The organism is Algoriphagus vanfongensis DSM 17529, from assembly GCF_000429465.1.
Classification (GTDB): domain Bacteria; phylum Bacteroidota; class Bacteroidia; order Cytophagales; family Cyclobacteriaceae; genus Algoriphagus; species Algoriphagus vanfongensis.
In genome coordinates this window covers 151976-177626 of sequence record NZ_AUBX01000015.1, presented here as the reverse complement: position 1 = coordinate 177626, position 25651 = coordinate 151976, and the positions used below count along the sequence as shown (strand labels likewise).

At 44.6% G+C, this 25651-nt stretch carries 20 protein-coding genes; 5 read left to right on the top strand and 15 right to left on the bottom strand.

Annotated features, from left to right (window positions below; all coding sequences use genetic code 11):
* Positions 1 to 28: 28 nt before the first annotated feature.
* Positions 29 to 559 carry a DinB family protein gene (locus G460_RS0114060; RefSeq protein WP_026955960.1) on the bottom strand — a complete coding sequence of 177 codons (531 nt, stop codon included), beginning with the start codon at positions 557 to 559 and terminating at the stop codon, positions 29 to 31.
* Positions 560 to 635: 76 nt separating this feature from the next.
* On the opposite strand from G460_RS0114060, the gene gldD reads away from it, so the two are divergent.
* Positions 636 to 1208 (top strand): gliding motility lipoprotein GldD, encoded by a 573-nt coding sequence (gene gldD / locus G460_RS0114055; protein ID WP_035464480.1) that lies wholly within the window; start codon positions 636 to 638, stop codon positions 1206 to 1208.
* Here gldD and G460_RS0114050 read toward each other — a convergent pair.
* Positions 1205 to 2980, bottom strand: a complete 1776-nt coding sequence (locus G460_RS0114050; RefSeq protein WP_026955958.1) for a sodium:solute symporter family protein — start codon at positions 2978 to 2980, stop codon at positions 1205 to 1207. The two genes, gldD and G460_RS0114050, sit on opposite strands and share 4 nt — an antisense overlap.
* 158 nt (positions 2981 to 3138) lie before the next feature.
* On the opposite strand from G460_RS0114050, the gene G460_RS0114045 reads away from it, so the two are divergent.
* Positions 3139 to 4194: a phosphotransferase enzyme family protein gene (locus tag G460_RS0114045; protein ID WP_026955957.1), complete on the top strand. Its 1056-nt coding sequence runs from the start codon at positions 3139 to 3141 to the stop codon at positions 4192 to 4194.
* A gap of 90 nt (positions 4195 to 4284) precedes the next feature.
* Complete coding sequence (recG, locus tag G460_RS0114040) at positions 4285 to 6378, top strand: ATP-dependent DNA helicase RecG (protein ID WP_026955956.1); 2094 nt, start codon at positions 4285 to 4287, stop codon at positions 6376 to 6378.
* A 281-nt stretch (positions 6379 to 6659) separates the two neighbouring features.
* On the opposite strand, the gene G460_RS0114035 is transcribed toward recG, so the two are convergent.
* The 10 genes from G460_RS0114035 to G460_RS0113990 all read right to left on the bottom strand — a co-directional run bounded on the left by G460_RS0114035 (position 6660) and on the right by G460_RS0113990 (position 19486).
* Positions 6660 to 7748, bottom strand: a complete 1089-nt coding sequence (locus G460_RS0114035; RefSeq protein ID WP_051316071.1) for a glycosyltransferase — start codon at positions 7746 to 7748, stop codon at positions 6660 to 6662.
* Positions 7749 to 7794: 46 nt separating this feature from the next.
* Positions 7795 to 8955 (bottom strand): glycosyltransferase family 4 protein, encoded by a 1161-nt coding sequence (locus G460_RS0114030; protein ID WP_026955954.1) that lies wholly within the window; start codon positions 8953 to 8955, stop codon positions 7795 to 7797.
* Between the two features lie 114 nt (positions 8956 to 9069).
* A complete protein-coding gene (locus G460_RS0114025; RefSeq protein ID WP_026955953.1) occupies positions 9070 to 9798 on the bottom strand; it encodes an acyltransferase in 729 nt (242 codons plus the stop codon).
* Between the two features lie 118 nt (positions 9799 to 9916).
* Positions 9917 to 11041: a glycosyltransferase family 4 protein gene (locus tag G460_RS21900; protein WP_035464478.1), complete on the bottom strand. Its 1125-nt coding sequence runs from the start codon at positions 11039 to 11041 to the stop codon at positions 9917 to 9919.
* 1 nt (position 11042) lies between these two features.
* Positions 11043 to 12443, bottom strand: coding sequence for an O-antigen ligase family protein (locus G460_RS0114015; RefSeq protein ID WP_026955952.1), 1401 nt, complete (start codon positions 12441 to 12443; stop codon positions 11043 to 11045).
* Entirely contained in the window at positions 12434 to 13399 is a 966-nt protein-coding gene (locus G460_RS0114010) for a glycosyltransferase family 2 protein (RefSeq protein ID WP_026955951.1), read from the bottom strand. The genes G460_RS0114015 and G460_RS0114010 overlap by 10 nt, the downstream gene beginning before the upstream one ends.
* On the bottom strand, positions 13383 to 14672 hold the full coding sequence (locus G460_RS0114005) for an oligosaccharide flippase family protein (protein WP_026955950.1): 1290 nt from the start codon (positions 14670 to 14672) through the stop codon (positions 13383 to 13385). The genes G460_RS0114010 and G460_RS0114005 overlap by 17 nt, the downstream gene beginning before the upstream one ends.
* 12 nt (positions 14673 to 14684) lie before the next feature.
* A complete protein-coding gene (locus G460_RS0114000; RefSeq protein WP_026955949.1) occupies positions 14685 to 15749 on the bottom strand; it encodes a GumC domain-containing protein in 1065 nt (354 codons plus the stop codon).
* Positions 15749 to 18334, bottom strand: coding sequence for an SLBB domain-containing protein (locus tag G460_RS0113995; RefSeq protein WP_026955948.1), 2586 nt, complete (start codon positions 18332 to 18334; stop codon positions 15749 to 15751). Before G460_RS0113995 ends, G460_RS0114000 begins: the two co-directional genes overlap by 1 nt.
* Positions 18335 to 18439: 105 nt before the next feature.
* Positions 18440 to 19486 carry a radical SAM/SPASM domain-containing protein gene (locus G460_RS0113990; RefSeq protein WP_084421329.1) on the bottom strand — a complete coding sequence of 349 codons (1047 nt, stop codon included), beginning with the start codon at positions 19484 to 19486 and terminating at the stop codon, positions 18440 to 18442.
* A gap of 73 nt (positions 19487 to 19559) precedes the next feature.
* On the opposite strand from G460_RS0113990, the gene gldB reads away from it, so the two are divergent.
* Positions 19560 to 20564, top strand: a complete 1005-nt coding sequence (gene gldB / locus G460_RS0113985) for a gliding motility lipoprotein GldB (protein WP_026955946.1) — start codon at positions 19560 to 19562, stop codon at positions 20562 to 20564.
* Here the strand turns inward: gldB and G460_RS0113980 are convergent.
* The 3 genes from G460_RS0113980 to nth are packed head-to-tail and all read right to left on the bottom strand — an operon-like array spanning position 20527 to position 24193.
* The gene (locus G460_RS0113980; protein ID WP_026955945.1) at positions 20527 to 21750 is read right to left on the bottom strand and encodes a glycosyltransferase family 4 protein; all 1224 of its coding nucleotides are present in this window, start codon (positions 21748 to 21750) and stop codon (positions 20527 to 20529) included. The two genes, gldB and G460_RS0113980, sit on opposite strands and share 38 nt — an antisense overlap.
* Positions 21747 to 23522 (bottom strand): asparagine synthase (glutamine-hydrolyzing), encoded by a 1776-nt coding sequence (gene asnB, locus G460_RS21895; RefSeq protein WP_051316051.1) that lies wholly within the window; start codon positions 23520 to 23522, stop codon positions 21747 to 21749. Before asnB ends, G460_RS0113980 begins: the two co-directional genes overlap by 4 nt.
* Positions 23522 to 24193, bottom strand: coding sequence for an endonuclease III (nth, locus tag G460_RS0113970; RefSeq protein ID WP_026955944.1), 672 nt, complete (start codon positions 24191 to 24193; stop codon positions 23522 to 23524). Before nth ends, asnB begins: the two co-directional genes overlap by 1 nt.
* A gap of 241 nt (positions 24194 to 24434) precedes the next feature.
* Between nth and G460_RS0113965 the strand changes: the two genes are divergently transcribed.
* Positions 24435 to 25562, top strand: a complete 1128-nt coding sequence (locus tag G460_RS0113965; protein WP_026955943.1) for a DmpA family aminopeptidase — start codon at positions 24435 to 24437, stop codon at positions 25560 to 25562.
* The last annotated feature ends 89 nt before the right edge of the window (positions 25563 to 25651 follow it).

Below are 25651 nucleotides of genomic sequence, written 5' to 3'. Positions count from 1 at the left end.
TTAGAAAAGCTGTCAGGGATTTTTTTTATTAGAATCCTACGAAAGCAGGAGGCTCTACGCCATTGGACCGGAGATAGGCAATGGCTGATCCTCTGTGATGAGTCGTATGATCCATCAAGAGAGCCATGACTTGTCTTCTGGACACTTGATTGCCAAAAACCTCTATTTTTTCTGCTGCTTGCTCAGGGCTTAGCGCTTTCATGGTTGCCATGCCATAATCAAAACATTTAGCGGTATAGTCCGCCAATTCAGCCTTGCTAGCAGTGGCGATGTCGATGCTGAAACCGGGGTCTTTTCCATCCAAAAAGCCTTGTGAAATCCCGACGATAGCACTTCCGATGTGGTGAATTTGCTCCTTGAAGCTCATCGCTGCCGGATCAGTTTTATAATCCATGCCCGAATCAGGCATCTTATTGAGCACGTCGATCGTGAATTGCTTGCTGTTATTCCATTTGGGTAGAAATTCATCCATCGTAGTCTGAGCTTTAGCCATGCCTGATGCCATGATCAGAAGACCTGCTGCCAGACCAAAAACGAGTTTGTAAATTGGTTTTTTCATTGAAAAGAGAGATTGGTTATTTCTTAAATTTCCACTTTTCCGAGATCAATTCAAATGCAAAGTCTAATTTTAAGCCATGAGAAAGTTAATCTTGATGACTTTGACTGTGGGATTGCTGAGTGCATGTGAGCAAAATTACCTCCCAAAACCTCCAGGCTATAATAGAATCGATCTTCCTAGCCATTCCTTTTCCACATTGGATGGAGAATATCCCTATAGCTTGGAATATTCTAAGCATGGTAGAGTAGAGCCGGATTCATTCAATTTGGATGAAAAAAACTGGATTAATATCAACTACCAAGACTTTGATGCCAAAGTACATTTGACTTACAGGCCTATCAATGAGCAATATGATTTTAGATCCCTCAGTACAGATGCCTTTAATCTGACAGCGAAACATCAGCAAAAGGCCTATGGGATTTCAGAAAATGTGTTGATAACTCCAGAAGGGTATACCGGAGTAGTGGCGGAGCTAAGCGGTGAGGTGCCTACCCAGTTTCAATTTTTTGTGACGGATTCTACAGAGCATTTTTTGAGGGGAGCCTTGTATTTTAATACATCCATGAAAAATGACTCCCTATCCCCTGTGATAGAATTCATCAAGGTGGACCTAGCCCACCTGATGAATTCTGTAAAATTTCAGGATTAGCGGATGTTTTTCCAGGATTTGATGATGATGATACTAGTAATCACCGAAAGAACGGCTGCGATAGATCCTCCAAGCATATTGCCATAGATGAAAAATCCTGTGGAAAATAGTGCTGAATAAATCATGATCGTACCTGCCAGCATCAGACCAATTTCTTTTGGTAGCTGACCTTGCTCCTGCACTTCGCTAGGATATCTGTCTAGTACTTTTTTCCATCCATAAGCAGCAGGTCTTACTTTTCTGTAGAAGCTAAGCAAAACCTCGTCCTTTTCTGGTGCGGTCAAGAAGGTGACTAGCAACCAACCGATAGTGGTGATTGATACGGAATAGATCAATTTGAGATATGACTGGTCATCTGGTATGCTGATCAATTCAATGTTTGGATTGATCACCTCAAAGAAAATCGCCACTACGAAAGAAATCGCCATTGCAGAAATTTCTGTGAATGCGTTTATTCTCCACCAGAACCAACGAAGGATAAAAATCAAACCTGTACCTGCACCGATCTGAAGCAAGATATTGAAGGCGTCCAAAGCAGAGGATAGAGCCAAGGCCAAAATAGCCGAAAGCGCCATCAAGACTACGGTAGAAATTCTTCCAACAGCTACCAATTCTTTGTCAGAAGCTTCAGGCTTGACAAATCTCAGGTAAAAATCATTTACCACGTAGGAAGATCCCCAGTTCAGGTGAGTAGAAAGCGTGGACATTACCGCTGCGATCAAAGATGCCAATACAATCCCGATCAAACCTGTTGGAAGGAAAGTCAGCATCGCAGAATACGCTAAGTCATCACCCAATTTATCCGCAGGGATGTTAGGGAATGCTGCTTGGAGATCTGAGATATTTGGGAAAAGCACCAAAGAAGAAAGGGCAATCAAGATCCACGGCCAAGGTCTCATTGCATAATGTGCAATGTTATAAAAGAGCGTGGCTCCGATGGCATTCTTCTCATCTTTGGCAGAAAGCATACGCTGGGCGATGTAGCCACCACCACCTGGCTCAGAACCAGGATACCAAGTAGCCCACCACTGGATGGCTATGGGAAGGATGAAAAGTGGGATATAGACATTGGGATTGTCAAAGTCTGGAATGAAATCCAACTTACCCGCTACATTCTCATGAGTCAAAAGATTGTTGAGGCTACCGATTTCCGGTAAATCCAAAATGAAATAAGCTGCTCCAAAAGATCCGATCATGGCGATGAAAAACTGAAAGAAATCAGTCAACAAAACGCCTTTCAAACCTCCCAAAGAGCTATAAACTACTGTCACAATGGAAGCGATCAACAAGGTCTGCACCGGACTAAGTCCAAGCATGACCCCGCCGATTTTGATAGCAGCCAGAGATACGGTAGCCATGATCACGACATTGAAAAAGACACCCAAATAGATAGCTCTAAATGCTCTCAAGAAGGCGGCTCCTTTACCGGAATAGCGTAATTCATAAAATTCCAAATCGGTTGTCACTTCGGATCTTCTCCAAAGTTTGGCATAAACAAATACCGTCAGCATCCCTGTGAGCAAGAAAGCCCACCAAGCCCAGTTACCCGCCACACCATTTTTTCGGACGATGTCGGTGACCAAGTTGGGTGTATCTGCCGAAAAAGTGGTTGCTACCATGGATACACCTAGCAGCCACCATGGCATATTACGTCCTGAAAGAAAGAATTCCTTGGCTGAAGAGCCGGCTTTCTTTGAGGTAAATAGTCCTATCAATAAGGAAATGACAAAAAAGGCCCCGATAATGGCCCAGTCGATTGTACTGACATTCATACAAAGTGGGATTTGTTTATTAGAGCCAAATAACAAAAATTTTATCTAAATGCCGTTCAACTTTTTTAATAAATTTTATAAACAATGAACTTCAGCCTGTAATTTGCACTTTCATTCGTGTTTCAAAATAAAATCGGGTACCACTATTTCATTCATCCATGCAGGAAAAGCTATTTCAGGAAATATTTGAGCAGTTTGAATTGGGAGATCTTCGGGAATCTCAAATAGTCCCATTTGGTGAAGGGCTGATCCATGATACTTTTTTGATCCAGACTACCTCCCAGTCCTACGTCCTGCAGGGATTTAATAATTCCGTCTTTCAATATCCTGATCGGATAGCTTCCAATCTGGCTTTTCTTTCAGCCTACCAAGACAGTCACCCTTTTCCCTTTTTGTTGCCCTTGCCATTACTGGACAAGTTGGGTAGTAACCTAGTCCATACCCAAGGGAAAATGTATCGCCTCTTTGACTTTGTGGAGGGTAAGACAATCCAGGAGATAGACAATCCTCAGCAGGCTTTCTTGGCGAGTGAGGCTTATGGGCAATTTGCCGCTTGGGCAAAAGACGTGCAGATTGATAGGTATCAGGAGACCATTCCCCATTTTCACCGCTTGGATCTGCGCTATGATAAGTTTCTCGAAGAAGCTGGAAAAGCAATAAATCTAGATGAAGAAGAAAAACAGATTCTTCTCTTTTATACTAATCAAAAGCCCCTCATCGAAGCGTATCGTGAATTTGCCCAGCAACTTCCCTTGCGACTGACTCACAGTGATACCAAAATCAACAATTTGATTTTTTCAAAAGACTTGGAGCGAGTCGCGGCGTTGATTGATTTGGATACCTTGATGCCAGGTTATTTGATGTATGATTTTGGAGATTTGGTACGCACTGTCGCCTGCTCTGTGCAGGAGACGAGCACTTCTTGGGATCAAATCCATCTGGATCTGGAGGTTTTCCAAGAACTATTGTCTGGCTATTGGTCTGGAATTAAAGACATAGCTACCCCAGAAGAAAAGGAGTCCCTCTTGCTGGCTGGGGAGGTGATGACCTGTATGATGGGGCTTCGTTTTTTCACAGATCATCTGATGGGCAATGTGTATTATAAGGTGAAATATCCGGAGCAAAATCTTCATCGCGCCAAAAATCAAATGATTTATCTCAGAGATCAGCAGGCTAAGCGGGCAGCACTGAAAGAGCTTTTGGATAAAATCTAATATCCACTCTGTCTCATTGACAATTCCAGTCAAAGTTTTGGCTTTCCCCAATGCGAAGTTTTAATTTGTTTCAAACTTTAACCCCACGCTTTGTCCGGATTTTTCGATACTAAAATTGAGTTTCTCAAGGGAGTTGGCCCTCAAAAAGCCGAATTACTCAACAAGGAACTCTCGATTTTTACCTATGGAGATCTGCTCCAGCACTATCCATTTCGCTATGAGGATAGGAGCAAGTTTTACAAAGTCCGGGAACTTCACTCAGAGCTGGAAAATGTCCAAGTCATAGCCAGAATCCGAAAAGTAGAGCTACTTGGTGTCGGTGGCAAAAGACGCTTGGTGGCCCATGTCGCCGATGAGACCGGTGAGATGGAGATGACTTGGTTCAAGGGCATTCAGTGGGTCCAAAAAAAACTCCCTGTAGGAGCGGTATTTATTTTCTTCGGGAAGCCTGCTCAGTTTGGCAGGAAATGGAGTATCGCTCATCCTGAGATGGAGCCGCTTTCCCAAGCTACAGAAAAGCGCAACAATTTTCAACCCGTTTATTCTTCGACAGACAAGCTGAGGGCTAGATTTTTGGACAGCCGGGGGATTTCCAAAGTGCTGGAATCACTGGTGCAAATCTGCTATCCCCACATCCAGGAGACGCTTTCTCAGGAGATTTTGGAGCAATACCAACTGATCGGTAAGCGGGAGTCAGTCAAGGAAATTCACTTTCCCTCAGATCCAGCCTTGCTCCAAAGAGCCAGAAAACGACTCAAATTTGAGGAATTTTTCTTTTTGCAGCTGAGACTTTTGCTCATGAAAGTGACCCGTACTGAGAAGTATCGGGGCCAAATCCTGGACAATACCGAATTGCTGACGGATTTTTACCAAAACCATATTCCATTTGAATTGACTGGGGCGCAGAAGCGGGTGATCCGTGAGGCTTACCAAGATTTGAAGTCTGGCAAGCAGATGAACCGGCTCGTGCAGGGAGATGTAGGAAGTGGGAAAACCATGGTGGCTTTTATCTGTATGCTGATCGCGATCGGCTCCGGAGCTCAAGCCTGCCTGATGGCTCCTACCGAGATTTTGGCCAATCAGCATTATGAGGGCCTAAAGGAATTTGCGGATATGATGGGCTTGAAAATTTCACTTTTGACTGGGTCGGTCAAAAAATCTGCCCGGAAAATTATCCATGAAGAGCTCTTATCCGGCGAACTGAAGATTTTGATCGGCACCCATGCCCTACTGGAAGATATCGTTCAATTCAAAAATCTTGGGCTGGCCATCGTCGATGAGCAGCATCGATTTGGGGTAGCACAGCGAGCAAAGCTTTGGGCCAAAAATGAAGATTTCATTCCCCATGTTTTGGTGATGACTGCCACGCCAATACCACGTACACTGGCCATGACGCTTTATGGGGACCTGGATGTGTCAGTCATTGATGAACTTCCAGCTGGGAGAAAGCCAATCCAGACGGTTCATCGCTATGAAAAAGACCGTTTGAAAGTGTTTGGCTTTATCAATCAGGAGGTCAAAAAAGGAAGGCAAGTTTATATCGTGTATCCACTGATAGAAGAGTCTGAAAAACTGGATTTGAAATCTCTGATGGATGGCTACGAAAGCATTGCCCGTGCTTTTCCACACTATCCCTTGAGCATCGTGCATGGAGCGATGAAAGCTGAGGCAAAGGACTTTGAAATGCAGCGATTTGTCAAGGGAGAAACGAAAATCATGGTGGCGACGACTGTGATCGAAGTGGGAGTAAATGTGCCCAATGCTTCGGTGATGGTGATCGAAAATGCGGAGCGATTTGGGCTTTCACAGCTTCATCAGCTACGGGGCAGAGTCGGTCGCGGAGCCGAGCAAAGCTACTGTGTGCTGATGAGCAAGTATGAGCTTTCCAAGGATTCGAGGATTCGATTGGAAACGATGGTTCGTACCAATGATGGGTTTGAGATAGCAGATGTAGATCTGAGATTGAGGGGGCCGGGAGATTTGATGGGAACGCAGCAAAGCGGGATTACAGACTTATTGATTGCTGATTTGAGCAAAGACGCTCCTATTTTAACTTTGGCAAGAGATGCTGCTCAGCAAGTATTGGCAAATGACCCAAACCTAAGTCAGCCAATCCATGCGCCTATTCTCCGGCAAATCAAGCAACAAAAGAAGACGGCGGTTAATTGGAGCCGGATTTCGTGAGAATGGAGTTCAAAGTTCAAAAGTGGTAAGGTTGGAAAGTTCTTTACTATTCATCGTTCGATGTTCATAATTTTAAAATTGGAAGCACTTGTCCGCCGCAGTGGATTGAAGATTGGAAAATTGAGTTCATAATAATCACTCCAATCCAAATAAATTTTCCCTAAAGCGTTTAAAATTGTAGAATACAGCAAACTCATCTCTGCTGCACGTAAATCGTATTTCGTCATTCGTAAATCCAAAACCTCTCAGAAGATCGTTTTTCTCCTTTCGTATTTCAAATCCTATTTCTCAGCTAATTCCTTAAAAACCTCCAAATACTGATCGGTGACATGCTCCCAATTGTATTTTTCTGTCAGTCCGTCTCTTGCTGTTTTTCTTAGATAGAACATGGATTCAGGTTCGTTTTCTGATTTTTCCACAATGTCCTTGACAGACTCTGCCTCTTTTTGGAAGTACCAGCCATGTTTTCCGTTTTGAAGCATTTCTTGATTGAAGGGAGTGTCCAGGGCCAAAATAGCGCATCCATAGCCCATAGCTTTGAGCATGGCGGGATTTGTGCCACCGTATTCATGGCCATGAAAATAGGCATAGCAATGCGTATAGAGTGCGGCCAGCGTATTGGAGTCTGTGATATAGCCTAAGAAATCCAATCGAGGATCCTTCTTTTTCTTGAGTTGGGTAGACCAGTGATCATCAAAGGGTGCATCGCCTACGATCACGAGCTTTTTGTCCGTGGAGGATTTCAAAAAACCTTCTATGATCAGTTCGGCATTATTGTCCGGGACCAGTCGTCCCACGATCAAAAAATACTCGCGACTTTGGAGATCCCACTTGAAAATAGGGTCGGCTTCCACGTTTTCTCTTGGATTAGCTCCATAGGCGATTACTTTAGAATCGGTTTGAAACAACTCCAAATAGACTCTTTTCATTTCATCCGAATCATTGATGACTTGGTCAAAATGCTTGGTTGCCATTTTGGAAGCCCATCGGAAATATTTGGATCCGAGACCTCTCCATTTGGGACGAAGCCATTCGAGGCCATCAACATTGATGGCGGTAGGTTTTCTGAAAAAACGGCTAATCAAGCCAAAGGGTCCATTGCCCGAATTGACCACGAATATCACATCCACATCCGAGAAGCAGGCATGAAGCATGGAGAAAAACGTATGCGACAGCTGGGTCAGAATTTTTGTTTCTATAGCTGGAGTATAGATACACTCGATGCCATTGACATAGCGAGGTTTCTGAGGAAACAGAGCCCGGTGATTATACACCCGTACATGCACTCCTCGCTCTACCAGCCTCTCTCCGAGCTCACGGATCATCGTATCATAGCCTCCATAGACGTAAGGGTAGCCCTTTGCCCCCATGATGGCTATTTTTAATGGCTTTGTTTTTTTTGCCACGCTTCTTTCTTTAGTTAATTTTTTCCTCTAGCAATTCAGAAACAAGTTTGCCGAAATTTTCCAGGTAATTCTCCCGATTAAATTGCCTAGATACTCTATCTCTACCAGAATTTCCCATTTTTGATCTTAATTCTGAGGACTCTATGAGTTTTTCAAAAGCCAAAGCTGCCGTCGACGCATCATCCCATGGAATCAGAAACCCTGTTTTTTGATCCAAAACCATCTCGGTAGCTCCCCCATGATTGGTAGCGATGACCGGTCTGGCTGCAGCCATGGCCTCGAGAACCGTCGTAGGTAGTGGATCTGGCAAAATGCTAGGGAGCACAAAAATATCTAATCCGCTGAGTATTTCAGGTACATCCAGTCTGAATCCCAAATTTGTCACAGTCATCTCCAAATCTAGTCTCTGGATTTGAGATTGCAATTCATCATAGAGATACTCATAGCCTGGATATACATCTCCAGCCATCACAAAATGTAGGTTTGGGTAACGCTTTTTTAGTAAAGCGGCTATTTCCAGAAAATAGGACTGTCCCTTCCAATGGTTGACTCGGGCGATCATCCCGATCAGGATTTTGTCCTTCGGTATCCCCAATTCGGCTTTCAGGTCATAGGCAGGTTGGAGATAGGGTTGCGTATCGATACCATTGTAGAGCAACTTCAAGTGGCTTTCGTCAATGGCAGAAAAATTATTGATGACGGCTTTGGAAACGCAAAAGACTCGGTCTTCCGAGATTTTGATGTAGTTTTCTAAGAAAGACTTAAACCAGCGGGGATGCTTGATGATTTCATGAATATGCCAGATATGAGGAATCCCATGCCGGATCCTGAGTAGACCCCCAATGAAATTCGCATTGGAATTGGAATAGATCAGGTGGATTTTTTCGTGCTTGATCAGTTTCGAGAGCTTCCAAAAGGAAGAGGTAATCTGGCTGGCAAACTTAAAAATGCCTTTGGGGCTAAGATTTTGCCTTCTAAGAATACCATGATCCATGACGATCACTTCAAAACCCAATTCCTCTATCCTCGGTATCAGCGGACCGGTAAACGGCAAGACAGTAATTGGAGTCAGACCGATCCTTCTAAACCCATCGAGCGAGCGGATGAGATTTTTACTGGCGCCATAGAGATCTGCATCACAGAAGATCACAAGTACTTTTCTCTCTTTCATAGCAGAGCCTTAATAGAAGAGATAGAGCGATAAACATACACTGTTGAAATGCATTCTAAAAACAAGGGTGGTAAAATCAAATGTAATCTCATTTTCAAAATTTGGTCAGCCGAATCAGACCTGGGCATCACTTGTTTCTTTTTTTCTACTACGGATGACACGTGCGGGATTTCCGCCCACAATGCTATAGGGAGGGACATCTTTGGTCACCACGGAGCCAGCGGCTATGATCGATCCCCGGCCGATCGTCACCCCCGCTAAAATGATAGAATTTGAAGCGATCCAGCAGTCATCCTCTATTTTGACAAAGGAGCGCGTCACTCCCTGTTCGATCATATCGACCTCCGAATCTTCAAAATTGTGATTCTCTGAATAGATGCTCACTCGGGGAGACATCATGACATTGGCGCCGATTTCGATATAGCCCGAGCATCCTATATAGCTATACGGCCCGATGCTGCTGTTGTCCCCTACTTTGAGGCCCAGTCCCGCTTCACCTCCATACAGGTTGGTAGGACGGATGATTGCATAGCTCCCAACGGTTACTTTATCTCCGAAGGTCAAGCCATTTTGGGAGAGTCCATTGATTTCACAATTGTCCTGAGCAATGAAATTTTTACCTACTGTGATGTAATGAGCCTGCCTGATCGTGACACGTTTTCCGATTAAAAACAATCCTTTCGCTTGCTTGAAACGCCAGCGAACTAGCATGCCTCTCACAAACCAACAAGCCATCCTCAAGACCAAACCCATCGTGGAGACCCCATCCCAATCTTTTCCAAATCGGTCTTTAAAGTCTATTCCGGTGACTTTAGAAGTGATATTGCTGAAAATGCCGGCCATTGAATGCTCAATCAAAAGTGCGGCCCAAATGTAAGAAAATCTTGGCAGTGGAATGCTCTCGCAAGCTTGTATGATTGGGGAGGTAGCTGAGACTAGAGAGATTCATCGCAGGAAGGAGTCAGTTGGAGGATTGCAAAATAATAGTGTAGAAGCTTTCGATAAATTTCTGGGCTGTAAAGTCTTCTGATCGTTTTTTTCCTTTTTGTCCCAGTTCATTTCTGAGCTCTGGATGAGCATCCAAATGCGTGATTTTCGCTATCAAATCTTCCTGTTCTCCAGTTTTGAAGGCTATACCAGCACCTCCGGCTACTTCTACAAGTGCCTGCTGATCTGAGTGAATGACTGGCAAGCCAAACCCCATGGCTTCAGGAATGGGGATTCCAAATCCTTCATTCTCCGAAGGGAAAAGATAGGCATAGGCATGCTCATACAAAGCTTTGATTTCCCCATCAGTAAGGTATCCCGGCAGCAGTATATGCTCTTCTAGGCCGAGCTCCCGCACCAGTTTTTCTACCTTGGGTAGGTCGTTCATTTGATCGCTATGTCCTGGACCTCCGACCAACACGAGTTTTTTGGAAGTATGTCCTTGTTTCAAGGCTTCTCCGAAAGCTTCGGTCAAAAAAGGAAGTTGTTTTCGCTTGTCAAATACACCGATATGTAGATAAAACGACTGCTCGCTTAGACCAAGTTTTTTCACAATACTGGGTTCGGAAGCAGCCTTGAGGCTTTTGGGACACTGATAGATGACCGAGATGGGCCATTGCTTGCCGAGGTATTTTTCCAGAGACCGCTTGGAGTAGTCCGTGGTGGTGATGATTTCAGTTTGTTCTTTCAGTCCTTTTTTGAGCAGACTGAGAAAATACGTTCTCCACCACTTGGGGTAGTTTTGTGGCATTTGCCAGAAAAAAGCATCGTGAATCACCGTTAGTCTTCTACAGGAAAGTGATGCTGCAGGTGATACAAAATCAGGGCAAATCAAGACATCCGGTTGATGTTTTTTGACGAGGTCAGGAAGCTGAAATTCTTTCCACCGGAAATAATCCAAGTGATAGTTGAGCCGCTGGATTTTCGATTGAGGGTTTTTGAAGGTGTCTTTTTTGGATTGCTCCTCAGGTTCATGTGTAAAAATAAACTCTAAGTCAGGATGAGGATATTTCCGGATGGCTTTGGCTAGTTCCACCATGTAGGTTTTGATCCCAGTGGTGGCGATATTTAAATATTGCAGGTCTAAAAGAACTTTCAAACTAAAGGGATTTTTTCAAAGATACTTGGATTCTGCTATACTCATGCACGGCAAACCCAATCATCCACCAGGAAAGCCAAGCTACGTACGTATACATTTCTGCATTTGCGGTAAACAGGGGAAGCAATAAGCCGACCTTGACAGCCGCACCCACGAAGGCAATCCGAGCAACTTGCGTATTTTCTGTCTGATAAAAAACTCTCAAACTGACGATGATTCCGGTGGCTAGGGTAAGAATATACAAAATCATGCCTATCCAGCCCATTTGGACTCCATAAATGAAAAACTGATTTTCCCCTCCGACTCTCAGTTCGTCTGTGACACTTCCAAAATTCCCACTCATGGCCAGCCCGATTCCCAGAGGATTGGCAATCATCGAGTCCAAGGCGAGTACCCATTCTACCACGTGACCTAGACTGGATGCGTTTTCGAATGTCAGAGTATCTATCACAAAATAATAGAAGTCGTCTGAAGCGAAAAAGAGCACGTAGACAGCAAAACAAAGTAGCATCAAAAAGCCCGAAGCGATCAATTTGTAAAGGCCAAAGACCAGCGCAATGAAAAACAACATGATAAAAAATGCGCCAAAGGCGGCCCTAGAGGCTGAAAATATCAAACTTCCCAAGGAGCAGGCCATGATCAGGAGATACCACCAATTGTACTCTTTTTTGCTGGTCAAAAACCAAATCAACCCTGCGGCAAATCCCATCAAAACTGAACTGGCCAACTCCAATGGATCAGAGAAAAAACTGGCCAATCGCTTGGTGATTGCCTGAGTTTCAAAAGTCCAAGTCAGTCCAAAATTTCCCGAAGGCTCGATATCATTGATGGCAAGATTGTAGAGTGCGTAGCCACTGTACTGCTGAAGATGGGCATTGAGAATGAAGCTTTCTAGGACATTGACGGCAAAGGCAGCTAGAGCAATGATAAAAACTATCTTGAAGAGTCGCTTGATTTCCCAATCCTCAAATTGGGTATTTCTTCCCAAGAAATACACCAAGCCCGGAATCAGAATGCTTTTGTAATAAAGAACTTTGTTCAGAAAAGAGGCCTGCCCCAAAGGGACTAGCAGGTAGACAAATGCTAAGCCAAGGAAGCTGAGCATCATCCAGTCTGTGGACTGCATCCGGAAGGGATATTTGCTGAGGTTTTTCTGATAAAATAAAAACACCAACAGAGCGATCAAGACGATCAACTCCTTTAGAATCTGAAAAATACTGACTAGTTCAGGAGATCGGGTAGCCAAATATACCAGACTCAGACTGCTAATATAAAAAGGAAGAAATGCTGCCAAAAAGAAGATGAAGTGAGTCCATTTCCCTTTGAAAATCATCTCTTGGATCGTCCACAGGAAGCCTATCCCGACCAGCAAAACCAGCAAAAGGAAGAAAATTAGGGCCATTCCGGAGCAGGTTTTAGTGGGTCTGACAATCCTTCTTTGATCCCTCTGGCCACGGCATTTAATTTCTTGAATCTACCTCTTAATAAAAAGTAGCACATCCAAAGTAGAAATTTGCCGAGGTGATAAGGGTAGGCGATGAATTCATTCGGCGAACCCTCCAAGGGTTCTAAACCCTTGGAGGGTTTATTTAATCCCCGAAGCAAAAAGAACTGATTTCTTACATTCCAATAGAAAACATTGGCACTGAGTGTCCCTTCTGGTCCTTTCTTTTTCGAAGAAGCTCCTGCTTCATGGTAGACAGTGGCATCAGAGGCCAGCTTGATTTCAAATCCCTTTTGTCGGATGCGCAGCGACCATTCTACATCTTCGAAATAGGCAAAATATTGCTCATTGAGAAGGCCAGCCGCCAGAATTGCTTCCCTTGACACCAACATGGCACAACCGGTAGCCCAGTCCAGCTTGTCGGTGGAAGGAGAGTAATCATCGACATTTTTCCGATCCCCCAATGTTTTGGCCCGAGCATAGGTAGAAATCCATTTTCCGCCAGCGCTCCAGATTTTTTCTTTTTCTCCCAAAAAATAGATCATGGGCTGTATGACTCCGGTAGATGCCTCGCTTTGTTGGACATGAAGCATTTTTTCCAAGAAGTCAGGCTCTACTTCTGTATCATTGTTGAGCAGCAATACATGGGAAAAACCCATGTCTAAGGCTTTGCGAATGCCGACATTATTTCCTCCCGAGAAACCCAAGTTGTTTGGGTTTTGAATCAAGAGGATCTCTGGAAACTCCTTTTTCAGCGTTTCGCCTTCCGGTTTTTGGGAATCATTGTCGACGAGGATGACAGTGAAGTCTGGAGTATTTACTTCTCTCAAAGAGGAAAGGCAAGCTTTGGTAAAGGCATAGCCGTTCCAATTGACCAAAATAATCGCGACTGAAGGATCAGGTGTAGAAGCCATGTACCAATTCCTTTTTGTGACGATACAAGATCACCAAACAAATAATGAAGACAACCACCTCGGTAGAAATAATGCCAAGACATAGCCCCATGGGTCCCATCAAGGCAGTCAAAATAGTTGAAATGGCGATCATATAGACACACATCATCCAGCTTGCTTTGAACAGTAGCTCTTTCAGGTCTGCCACCAAAAGCAAGGTCACATTGCCTACATTGAGGCAGGCAAGAAAAGGGATAGCAGCCAATACCTCCAGATACATGACCGATTCGGCAAGGGGAGATCTGGCCAATGTGTGAATGATCCAAGGAGCGGTAAAATGAGCTCCCAACGAAATCAGTGCCCCAAAAAGCAAAACCCGTAAGTAGACATTTTTGAGAAATTTGAAAAAGTGTGCCTGATCTTTTTTGTAGAGCTTGGAGGCATTAGGCAAAATAGCCTGGATGATCAAAGCAGGAAAAAGCCTTAAAATCATCACGACTTTCTCTGCCAGACTGTACATCCCGAGTGTCTCAGCGACAGAGAAAAAACTCAGAATGATCAGGCCTCCATTGATGGACAAGTGGCTGGCCAGATTGGAAAAAAATAAGAGAACATTCTCTTTGAGACTTTTGATGATCGAAGCAATCTCAGGTCGGTAAAATTTGACTTCCATGAAGTAATGGATGTAAAGCAAAAGAGAGAGATTGATACCCAAACCGAAAAAACCCATTAGAAAATTGACCCACTTACTGTCCGCTGGACTGTGGATAAATAGGACTATCCCCATCAGAAAGAGCAGTTTGGAGAAAATATTGGCAATGGATACCAGTTTCATTTTTTCCATTCCCTGAAAAAACCAGAGGGGCAGTGTCGCCTCAGAGAAAAGCAACATGGATGAATAAATCAGAATCATCTGATATTCCTTGAAGAGATCCATCCCAAACACACCTACTAGGATGAGCACAGTGGAAATCAAAGCAAGAACAAATTTGGCTGAGAAGACATTGGAGACCTGATGAGACAGGGCTTCTTTGTCTTCCTGATGGACTGCGACCTCTCTCGGTGCACTGAGATTGTAGCCAAAGCCTACCAAAATATTGAGCAAGATGATGACTGATAGTGCGAGATTGACCAATCCGTAATGACTGACTCCGATACTCTGGATCAGCAGTGGCATGGTGATGATAGAGATCAGGACATTAGATGACTGGATGACCGCCAAAAAAAGGAAATTCTGGATTGATTTGTTTCGGATAAAATTCCCGAGTGGTAAGAGTACAAGTTTCTCTAACATGCCAGCTGGATTTTAACTTTCCTGCACATGCTTATGATACAGTCTCTGACAATATAACCCCAAAAGAGCCACTAAGCCTACGATCACGACACCTAATACGATCCCTTTGACGAGTCTGATTTCAGATCTTTTCAGTGGAAGTCTCGGAGAATCGATGACTTGAATCAAAGGGGAATTATTGCGGTGATTGACTTTGGCGATTTCCAGATTTTTGACGATTTCTTGATAGACAGCACCAGTAGCCTGCACGTCGATCTGCCTTTTTCTGCTTTCTACCTGTGCAGAGCTCAGCAATGGATTAGAGTTGGGCACCCGATCGGTGGCACTGGCATAGGAGAGAAGGCTTTCGTCCAAAATAGCCCTGACAGAGTCAGCTTGAGATTGGAGGATTTGGAGGTTTTCTCCTGTTTTTTTGGTTTTGGTGAGGAAGTAAAAATCAGTCACATTCTGAACCAAACTCTCATTGAAAGCCTTGGCATACAGTTCGTCCTTGGATGAAATGCTGACTTGGATGATACTGAGTTTGCGATCTGGCTTGGAGACGCTCAACTGGTTTTCGCGGATCAGTTTGGTGATTTCTTTGACTACAGAATCTTGTGCTACGGTAAATTGCTCTCTGGGAAGTGTAAAGTCCATCGAAGGGATATCTACTTTGGATGCCCATTTTTCATCCAATTTTTCAAAAGCTACAAATCGATCGATCAGTAGCAGACTCTCATCGAAAGGCTCCAAAAGAGTCTGTCCCAGCATGCGCTCGGACCGATAAAGCTCCATGATATTATCTCCTTGAAAAAGGCCGCTGGTGCCGCCCAGAGATCCGAGATTGACCCCGACAAGTGAAGCAAGCCCAGACATTTGACTGATACCTCCTGCGTCGCCTTCTTCCAAGACAAAGGAAGTTTCAGCATGAAAGACAGGTTTTTTGAAAATAGAAACCAGAGCACCCAAAGCCATACCGAATATCCCGGCGGCGATCAATATTTTCCATTTCGAAAGAAAATAACTAACCCATTCCCGGATATTGAGGATGACTTCTTGCAGTGTGAATTGATTGTCTGAAAAGTGCTTGGATGCCATTACCAGTTGATTTGTGAAACGACTAGAGCCAAAGTGGCCAGTCCGGTGGTGATGCCGACAACTTCTCCAAGTCTCAGCGGGATTCTAGGGCCTTTGGTAGGGACGATCACTTCCGCACCAGGCTCGACCGGTGGATAGTTTCTGATTCCCAAAAATCCTTTGGTTCGCTTGACTGCGCCATTGGCATAGACCACATAGGTCTGCTTGCGGTTAGCCCTTCTTTCAAATCCTCCGGCACCGTTGATATAATGTTTCAGGCCCTTGTTTTTTTCATGTCGGAGGGTCGTAGGATAGACCACATCTCCTCGCATTCGCACGGTCTGAAGCAGTTTGGGGACTGAAAGGATGTCGCCTTCTACTAATACCAAATCATCCTCTGATCCCGGATTTTGGAGGATTTCTTCCAAATCGATGGCCACAGCTTCCGTCTCTTTGATCTTCACAGCGAAGCCAGGAGTCTCTGAGGCGATTTGGTCCAAAGATTCTTTTTTGGTTTGGGCAAGCTGCGTATCTACTGGATTTTGGCTGGAGGGAAGATTGGTGAAGAGACGCTGGATCAGTTCCTCCTGAGCCTCCGAATTGTTGGGGTCCTCTAGGAGTTTCATTCTCAATGCTTCCAGATTTCTCTGTCGGCGGATTTCTTCCGATTCAGTATTGAAAAATTCAGTTCGTCTGATCAGCGTGGCTCCTTTGGCATAGCCAAATTGATTGAGTCCTCCTGCGCGCTTTACGAGATCGGAAATTCGCTCTCCCGAACTCTGAATGGCGAATATGCCCGGTGAATTGACCTGTCCTTCCACAGCGACGAGCTTTTGCATGGTAAAGCTTGCTTTCTTTCTCACCAATATCTGATCGTAAGGTTGGAGCAGTTCTGTGCTTCCTCCAAATGATAAATCTGTGTTGACCTGTACCGGGATGATATCTGAGAGGGTGCCCAAATCTGCGTCTTCCAATCTTCTGGCGATTTCGATATCACTGGGATTGGCGGATTCCTGAAAACCGCCTGCAGAGATAATCAGCTCCTCTACAGTCATGGATTCGGAATAAGGATACACTCCTGGCTTTTTCACCTCCCCGAGGATCTGCACATATTGCTCGTTTTGGATATCGTAGATGCTGGAGATCCTGACTACATCCTCACGCTGCAGTGCTATATCAGGTGCTGACCCGCTCAATACTTCCTGAAGATTGACCTGGATCATTTCGGTGCTTAGATCTTTTTTGGTTCTCAGGATACTAGCTTGTGCTGTGTAGGCATCACCCCGAAGTCCTTCTGCATTTTTTATAAGCTGAGAAAGAGTCAAGCCATCACTGAGTGCAAATGTACCTTCACGATAGACTGCACCTTTGATTTGGACGCGATTGCTATAGCGGTTTAGGATTTTTCCTACGGAAATTTCATCTCCACCTTTTAGGATAAACATCCCAAATTGATTTTGGTACACATCTGAGACGGAGCGCTGATTGTCTGTGATACGCGAGATGGCAACTCTGTCCTTGAATGCCACATCCGTGAAGCCTCCCGCATACTCGAGCAGATCTTCCAAGGTATCTCCTTCTTTGATTTCAAAATTCATGGGTCTTTTGACCTCTCCACTGATCTGCACTCTGGAAATAAATGGACTGACTAAGATCACATCCTGATCCTGAAGCTGAGTGTCGAGCTCTGCTGTGCCTTTGATAAGAAGGTCATAGACATCTACCATAGCGATTTGCTGATTGTTTCTGATGACCTTGATTTGGCGCATAGTTCCATTATCATTGGGGCCTCCTGCTGCGTAGAGCGCATTGAATACGGTAGAAAAAGCACTGAGTGTGAAGGTGCCCGGCAGTCTCACTTCACCCAAAATATTTACCTGAATTGTCCTTACATTCCCGAGAGTGACTTGGAGGAAGGTATTGGGATTGGAGCCGGTTAATCCTGTATAGTATCTTCCTACCCGGTTTTTGATGATACCGGTGGCTTCTTCGATCGTTTTGCCGGAGACGGCTATGGGACCGATATTGTCCAGGAGAATAAATCCGTCCGGATTGACAGTAGCCTCATAGTAGTATTCTGATTGTCCATAGATATCTACATACACCACATCTCCAGGTCCCAAGACATAATTTTTTGGAGTGGCTTGATTGAGGCTGGGCTCAAAACTCAGCTTGCGGTTGTTTTGATAAAAAAGGGATTGACCAAAGATCTGAGTGGAGGTTTTTTCTTCAGTTAGGCTTGTTTGCGGTTGGTAGATCCCTTGGGTGATGGCATTGAGGTTCACTTGCTGTCTGGGATCACGCTTGGATGCATTGGTACTGCGACTTGTGCTGGAGGTACTATCCATTCCTTCGATCCGCTTTTTCAATTTTGCCACTTCTTCGGCCGGCATTCCTCGGAGTTGGGCCATTTGCAAAAACTCGTCCTGGCTTAATCCCGCTTCTTGCGCCCGGCTGAGCAATTCTTTCACTTGCTCATCGCTGAGCTCATCCACTTGGATGCTGGAAATATCAGTGCTTTGTTGGGCAAGGAGAGGTTCAGGACAGGAGAAAAGAAGTACTCCTAACAGACCTAAAAAGTACCAAAATCTTGTTTTTAAAATCATAGCAAAATGCTGTACCGGGTGAAATCCAACCTTAAAAATCCGTGAATTTCTTTTGCAAACCAAAAATAGTTCCAAAAAGCTCTGCCCCACGTATTTGAACAGAGGCTATTCTGTGCAGTTTTTGCAAATTTCGATTTGGCTGCGATCGGCCAGCAGCTGGGATCTGAACTGATCATAGACCTCGGATTTCCAGATAGTCTCCAATTTTTGACTGCGAAGATTGCCCATCACATGTTTTGCGTCTTTGTCAAAGCAACAAGGCACTACCCGCCCATCCCAAGTCACCACAGCTCCTTGCCACATACGCCAGCATTTGTTTTCCAGCTTTTTTTTCAGTTTCCATTTGCCATCTCCTGTCGGTATATAGCGTGCATAGCGGGTGTCCGTCGGGATGAGTTCAGACCCATGCTCATAGTCATAGATCTGAGTTGTTTTGAGCTGGAGCTCATCTACGTCCATAGCCTCAGCCCAGGCTTTCAGGTCAGGAATTTGATGCTCGTTTTGTCCAGTGACCAGAAATTGAAGTACCACACGAGGGAATAGCTGATTTCGTTCTTTGCGCTTGGCCAGCAGGAGATGGAGTCCCTGTTGAACTTTCTCCAAGTTTCCTCCAATGCGGTATTGTTGATAGATTTCCTGACTGATCCCATCCATGGATACGATGAGTTGGCTCAAACCACTTGACAAGATTTCTTCAGTCCTTTTCTCGTCCAAATAGTGTGCATTGGTAGAGGTGGAGGTGAAGATTCCCTCCCTATGAGCCAGGCTGACCAGCTTGGAAAAATTGGGATGAAGAAATGGCTCTCCCTGAAAGTACAGGTGCAGCCAGGTGAGACTACGCTTGCTCTGCTGGATAATCCTGTCAAACAGCTGCTCGTCCAGCATGCCCGTGGGTCTGGAAAAAGCCCTCAACCCTGAAGGACACTCAGGACAGCGGAGATTGCAGGATGTCGTAGGCTCAATGCTCAAAGTGGTGGGTTTGCCCCACATGATGGGTTTTTTGATGATCCTGCTGAGCTGAAATGAAGTGGCTAACAACAACAGATTCCCAACTTTGCCAAGGCTAAGATGGCGGCTATATCCTATGGCAGAAATCAGCGTATTTTTCACAATCGAAAGTAAAGAATTCCATACCGATTCTTCAAATTTCATACTTGTTTCACATTTACTTCGTTTCCACCTTTCTTGGAGAATTGGTTACTTTTGGCAAACTCAAATGCACACTATGCGGCAAAAAAACATCTTTTGGATTTTCGGATTGCTTGGATTGATGGCTTCCTGTGGACAGAAATCAACCAACTGTGAGCTGGACACTGAGATTCTTGATCAAGATTTGGAAGTAGAAATCCTTCGATTAGAACAGGAGTTTTTCGCAGCCAACTCTTCCGATGACTTTGCCTATTTGATGGAAAAGTATCCTGAGTTTACCCAAACGTATCTTCAGGCGGACCTCTATCCCTCATCAGATACATTGGCAGCGGAGCTGCTGCTAATACATCAGGACTCAGCGATGCAGGAGCTCAATGATTCGGTTCAGGTGGTTTTTGCAGAAATACAAGACATCGAGCAAGAACTCGAGAATGCCTTTAAAGCGATCAAATACTATTTTCCAGAGTTTGAGGCTCCCAAGGTGTACACCTTCGTCTCAGGGTTCAATTCGGATTTGGTCGTGACAGAAGATCTTATCGTGATTGGTTTGGATTATTTTCTTCCTCCTACCCATACATTTCAGCCGGAGCTGGCTCGCTATATGGCTGAGCGCTACGATAGACCTTATATCGTGCCGATGATCGTGACGGCTCTTTCCTCTCGATTCAACAATACGGATCCGCAGGACAATACACTTCTGGCTGAGATGATCTACTATGGCAAGGCCTATCATTTTACCAAGGCTGTTTTGCCATGTACGTCCGATCAGTTTATCATAGGCTACACCCCTGAGGAGATAGCGGAAAGCTTTGACAATGAGGAGTTCATTTGGGCGCATTTTGTGGAAAACCAATTGCTCTACGAGACCAATCCATTTGAAATCAGAAAGTACATGGGCGAAGCACCATTTACCGATGCGATCAGCACAAAGGCACCCGGCAGACTTGGGAGGTGGCTAGGCTGGAATATTGTCGATGACTATGTGATGAATCAGGAAGTAAGCCTCTCTGCATTGATGATGAATCCAGATGCTGAGCAGATTTTTAGGCAGTCAGGATATAGACCTCGTCCCCCTGCGTAGGAAACTTCCTAGAGGGATCCAGCACAGAGGCCAACCGTTCTACGGCTTGCTCTTTGCCGAAGTATTTTTCAGCAAGATCTCTCGAGTTCTTCTGCAAGCTCTGAAGTAGTTTTGGGTCTTTTTCCACTGCCTCCAGTTGGGAAAAACATGGGTCCATCTTATCAGGTAAGCATGAAAATCCCAATTGATGCCGTTTGACCAGCTGGTGTACCCATCCTTTGTGATTGACCAAAATAGCCTTGCCGGCACCCAAGGCATCAAAAAATTTATTGGGACTGTTGGTTTTCAGCACTGGCAAGTGGGCAAAGGATACCCAGCAGAAATCTGCCAAACTGAGGACTTCATTGACTTTGTCCTTGGAGCCAAAAGGGATAAAGCGTACCGCCTCTAATTCTAATTTTTTCGCCTTTTCCTGGAGCGTTTTCTTTTCACTACCCTCGCCCATGATGAGAAATTGCCATTCTTTTCCTTTTTCCTTCGCCAGTTGTGCCAAATCTAGGAGTTCATCGACCGCATTGACTTTTCCCAGTGTTCCTGCATAGGCAATGGTCAAGTGATTTTTCAAATTGAAATGGTGCAGGAGTATTTCACTTTTTTTCTGGGGAAAAAACTGGTTCAGATCTACGAAATTTGGGATGACATGCACCGGAGTAGCAAGGGGAAGTTGACGGATGTAGCTTGCCATACCCGGACTGAGCGCTACTAGGGAGAGTGCATTCTGGTAGATTCTCTTCTCCAACTTGTAGAGGTAAGTTTTGAGCCAGGGATGTCGAATAGCTCCGACCTGAATGGGGGCTTCCGGCCAGAGGTCTCTTACTTCAAAAATATAAGGAATGGCCAGTTTTTTTTTGGCCCAAAGACCAATCCATCCGGTGGTCAGCGGAGTAGAACTGATGTAAAGCAAATCCGGTCTGGGGAGCTTTTGAATCAGGTTTTTTGCCTTTTTCACAAAATCCCAAAATGCCCGAAGACGCTCTATAAAACCAAATTCCTGTGAGTAGGAAACTGGGAGTTTGTGTACTTTGAATCCATCCATCCAGCGCTGATCATAAGACTTTTGCGATGATCCAGTGATTATCTCTACCTCAAAACCCTTTTCGGCCAAGCCTTTGGCTAAATGATAGGATCGGACGGCTCCTCCTTCCTCTGGCGTTCGAAAATACTGATGGATGTAATAGACCTTCATAGCTGATGGATTTTGAGCCACTGAGAGATCAAAAATAAATTGTAGAAAGTCAAAAAGTGAGTAGAAATATGTTTTTCGGGCTGATCGAGAATTGCCAATGCTGGTTTGGGCAGATGCTCAGCATGGCTTTGTTTCAATTCTTTCAATTCTGCAAATACCCGTTTGGAGAACTCCCCTCTTTCTGAAAACCATTCCAAAAGCGGGAGACCAAAACCCAATTTTTTACGTTGGGCTACCCAATCAAGTCCCAAGTCAACCAGTGATTCTCGGATCCAGAGCTTGTTTTGTAGTTGACTTTCATCTGGGACTTGCTTCCAAAGGTTGACCATAGCAGCATCCAAATAAGGGGACCGTCCTTCCAATCCGTGAGCCATGAGGGCATTGTCCTGGATTTTGAGGACGTCTTGAACTAAATATACCTTTCTATCAAAGTCAAGGACTTGTTTGTAGTCCATCAATTGCTTGTCAAAAATCCGTTCGTAATCCATGTATAGATCAGAATCGATTGACTCTAAAGCTGAAAAATTTAAAAAGGTCTTTTGGGGATTTTCATCCAGCCCAGAGAAAAACTTACTCCAAATTCTTCCCAAGGGAAGAGCTTGTAGCAGCGGCTGAACAGCCATGAAGAGCTTTTTTCGTTCTTCATATAGTCTAAAAGCAGTGTGCCGCTGATAGCCGCCCCAAAGCTCGTCTGCGCCTGCTCCAGATATTAAAACTTTTACAGAATGTTTGGCTTCTTTGGCTATCATCCAAGTGAGAAAGCTAGCTGAGTCGCCCACAGGAAGATCCAAACTGATCAAATAGGATTCCCAATTGTCCCAAAAGAGTTTTTGGTCAATAAAAACAGAATGATTTTCGGAAGGAAAATCCCTTTGTAGCCTCGCTATGGCTGAGGAATCGCTGTATTTCTTGACGAGCTTTTGCTCATGGGCAATGGTAAAAGTGGGAAGTGATGTTCCGGTAGACCTATACCAGTAGGCATACAAGAGGCTGCTGTCTGCTCCCCCGCTGAGTAGCATCCCCACAGGCACATCGGCATGAAATTGCTGGTCAATCACCTGTCGTAGAATCTCCTGAAACCTTGTCTTGCTAGGGGAGGGTTCGGGTTCAGCTTTGCTGATGATCGAGTCCCATCGAAATGCGCTATGCTGTCTGATAAGTGAGTACCTAGAGGCTTTCCATTCTTTGACACCTTTGAAGAAGGTCTTGCCTGGAATAGGAGTTCGCAGGTAGTAGTAGCTTTCCAGTTGGCCCCAGTCTGCTTCTGAATTAAGTAAATTTCCAATGCCTCGAGTCTCTGACGAGATGATCAAGGTGTCCTGATCCTGATGATAATAGAGCGGCTTCTCACCATTGGGGTCTCGGGCTACCAATACCGTTTGGGCACTCAGATCTACATAAATCAAGGCAAACATCCCATTGATTTTCTCCAATCCATTAGCACCAAAAATCTTCAGCCAATGCAACAAAACCTCGGTGTCCGATTCGGTAAAAAAATCAACTCCCATTTTCTGCAAGAGACTTTTGAGAGCTCTGAAATTATAGATTTCCCCATTCCAGATGATCAGGCTTTTGCCATCAGGTGCCCAAAAAGGCTGATCCGCATCTGGTCCGGGATGAAGTATCTTGAGGCGGTTGACGCCTATCCACAGGCCAGGCCATGGACTCAAAGTCGCTTGCTGATCTGGTCCACGATGCAGGCTGCCCTTCACCAGAGATTCGATGGATTCTTGATTGGCACCTTTGCCCCAAATGAGATGAATCCCACACATCAAAGAGGGGTATTTGTGTGAGTGACTTTGCCGTAGGTCTTTTCAAAATACTTACAGAAGTGAGTGATTTTACACACTTCACATTTGGGTTTTCTAGCCAAGCAAGTGTATCGCCCATGAAGAATCAACCAATGATGTGCTTTGTGGATATATTCTTTGGGAATGTGCTTGATGAGTTGCTTTTCTACTTCCAGCGGAGTTTTGGCAGTTTGTGGTACCAAACCCAATCGTTTGGAAACCCGAAAGACATGGGTATCGACAGCCATATTAGGCTGCTGCCAAACGACGGAAGTGATCACATTAGCAGTTTTTCGACCAACGCCGGGAAGTTTGATCAGTTCAGCTACCGTTTCCGGTATTTCACTATCGAAATCTTCCACCAACATTTTGCCCAACCCGATCAGGTGTTTGGTTTTATTATTCGGATAAGAGACGGTTTTGATATAAGGAAAGAGCTCATCGAAGTGAGTGGCTGCCAAATGCTCGGGGCTGGGAAAATCCCGGAAAAGAGCCGGTGTCACCAGGTTGATTCTTTTGTCTGTGCATTGAGCAGAAAGCACCACCGCCACGAGTAATTGAAAGGGAGTTTCGTAGTCTAGCTCTGTCTCCGCCACAGGCATATTTTCAGAAAAGTATTGGATGAAAGCTTCGTATCGCTCTTTTTTAAGCATCTATTTTATCCTTGGATGAAGGGCTTAAGATAGGTAATATTGGAAGATTTAAAGATTGAAAATAATGTTTATTCGGAATCTTACCGCTAGCCTAGTCTCCTTTGCTAATCGAGACGGAAGTCGGAAGACCGATGACCGAAGTTTGCTTGAATTGAATTTTAACCCTGCTTTTAAACCGAATAATTTTGTTTTTGATAGAAAACCGGACTTACATTTTGATCGCCTCCTTATCCCTGCTAGCATGAAATACCTGAATTGCTCACTACTTTTACTTTTATCCCTTTTTCTGGTGAATTTCGATTCATTTGCGCAGGAAAGACCCAGAGAATTGGGGGTTCCTTTTGGAATTTTGCCTCCTGGAAAATGGAATGCCATCACCGATGTTCCGGGAGTGAAAGTCGCACATTTTACCAAAATCGAAGGTGAGTCGATCAGAACTGGAGTGACAGCTATTTTGCCTCATGGCGGGAATATTTTTCAGGAGAAAGTACCCGCAGCGATTTTCGTAGGAAATGGTTTTGGGAAATTAGCCGGAGTCACTCAGGTGCAGGAATTGGGAAATATAGAAAGCCCGATCATTTTGACTAATACACTTTCCGTAGCGGCTGGAATCGAAGGTGCTGTCAGGTATTCGCTGGCATTACCCGGAAATGAAAATGTCGGTTCTGTGAATGCTGTCGTCGGAGAGACCAATGATGGCTTTCTCAATGATATCCGGGGTATGCACATCAGTCCGGAGGAGGTGATCCAGACGATCCAAGCCGCAAAAACAGGTGAAGTCAAAGAAGGCAATGTAGGAGCAGGAACAGGCACCATTTGTTTTGGATGGAAAGGAGGAATCGGTACTTCATCTAGAAAACTTCCGGCAAGCTTGGGGGGCTATACTGTTGGTGTTTTGGTGCAAACCAATTTTGGAGGCAACCTTCAGATTGCCGGAGTTCCTGTCGGTGAAAAATTGGGTAAATATCCTTTCAAAGATGCTCTGGAAAAAGCTGATGGAAGCTGCATGATCGTAATCGCTACCGACGCGCCTGTTTTAGAAAGAAACCTTGAACGAATGGCTCAAAGAGCGATGATGGGCTTGGCGAAAACCGGAGGAATAGCTTCAAATGGTTCGGGTGATTATGTGATTGCTTTTTCTACAGCCGAAGGATTACGAATTCCTTATTCCGCCAAAACCGGAACAAAAGAAGAAGCCAGTTTTCTGAGAAATGATGATATGAGTTCCTTGTTTTTGGCAGTGATCGAGGCCACCGAAGAGGCCATTGTCAACTCGCTTTTTGCGGCTGAAACCATGGAGGGAAAAGAGGGAAGAGTCATTGAAGCTTTGCCGAAAGACGAGGTCCTGAGCTGGATTTTGGAGAAATAGTCAAATTTCTTCCATTTCCATTATTAAGATTTATTGATGTTTCAAATTGAAAAATCTATAGCATGAGCAAATCATCCATTGGTTTATAA

Excerpts from the sequence above, each read along its gene's own strand:
- G460_RS0114060 (WP_026955960.1), bottom strand. The coding sequence starts at position 559 with ATGAAAAAACCAATTTACAAACTCGTTTTTGGTCTGGCAGCAGGTCTT.
- gldD (WP_035464480.1), top strand. The coding sequence starts at position 636 with ATGAGAAAGTTAATCTTGATGACTTTGACTGTGGGATTGCTGAGTGCA.
- G460_RS0114050 (WP_026955958.1), bottom strand. The coding sequence starts at position 2,980 with ATGAATGTCAGTACAATCGACTGGGCCATTATCGGGGCCTTTTTTGTC.
- G460_RS0114045 (WP_026955957.1), top strand. The coding sequence starts at position 3,139 with ATGCAGGAAAAGCTATTTCAGGAAATATTTGAGCAGTTTGAATTGGGA.
- G460_RS0114035 (WP_051316071.1), bottom strand. The coding sequence starts at position 7,748 with ATGGGGGCAAAGGGCTACCCTTACGTCTATGGAGGCTATGATACGATG.
- G460_RS0114030 (WP_026955954.1), bottom strand. The coding sequence starts at position 8,955 with ATGAAAGAGAGAAAAGTACTTGTGATCTTCTGTGATGCAGATCTCTAT.
- G460_RS0114025 (WP_026955953.1), bottom strand. The coding sequence starts at position 9,798 with ATGGCCGGCATTTTCAGCAATATCACTTCTAAAGTCACCGGAATAGAC.
- G460_RS0114015 (WP_026955952.1), bottom strand. The coding sequence starts at position 12,443 with ATGGCCCTAATTTTCTTCCTTTTGCTGGTTTTGCTGGTCGGGATAGGC.
- G460_RS0114010 (WP_026955951.1), bottom strand. The coding sequence starts at position 13,399 with ATGGCTTCTACACCTGATCCTTCAGTCGCGATTATTTTGGTCAATTGG.
- G460_RS0114005 (WP_026955950.1), bottom strand. The coding sequence starts at position 14,672 with ATGTTAGAGAAACTTGTACTCTTACCACTCGGGAATTTTATCCGAAAC.
- G460_RS0114000 (WP_026955949.1), bottom strand. The coding sequence starts at position 15,749 with ATGGCATCCAAGCACTTTTCAGACAATCAATTCACACTGCAAGAAGTC.
- G460_RS0113995 (WP_026955948.1), bottom strand. The coding sequence starts at position 18,334 with ATGATTTTAAAAACAAGATTTTGGTACTTTTTAGGTCTGTTAGGAGTA.
- G460_RS0113990 (WP_084421329.1), bottom strand. The coding sequence starts at position 19,486 with ATGAAATTTGAAGAATCGGTATGGAATTCTTTACTTTCGATTGTGAAA.
- gldB (WP_026955946.1), top strand. The coding sequence starts at position 19,560 with ATGCGGCAAAAAAACATCTTTTGGATTTTCGGATTGCTTGGATTGATG.
- G460_RS0113980 (WP_026955945.1), bottom strand. The coding sequence starts at position 21,750 with ATGAAGGTCTATTACATCCATCAGTATTTTCGAACGCCAGAGGAAGGA.
- asnB (WP_051316051.1), bottom strand. The coding sequence starts at position 23,522 with ATGTGTGGGATTCATCTCATTTGGGGCAAAGGTGCCAATCAAGAATCC.
- nth (WP_026955944.1), bottom strand. The coding sequence starts at position 24,193 with ATGCTTAAAAAAGAGCGATACGAAGCTTTCATCCAATACTTTTCTGAA.
- G460_RS0113965 (WP_026955943.1), top strand. The coding sequence starts at position 24,435 with ATGAAATACCTGAATTGCTCACTACTTTTACTTTTATCCCTTTTTCTG.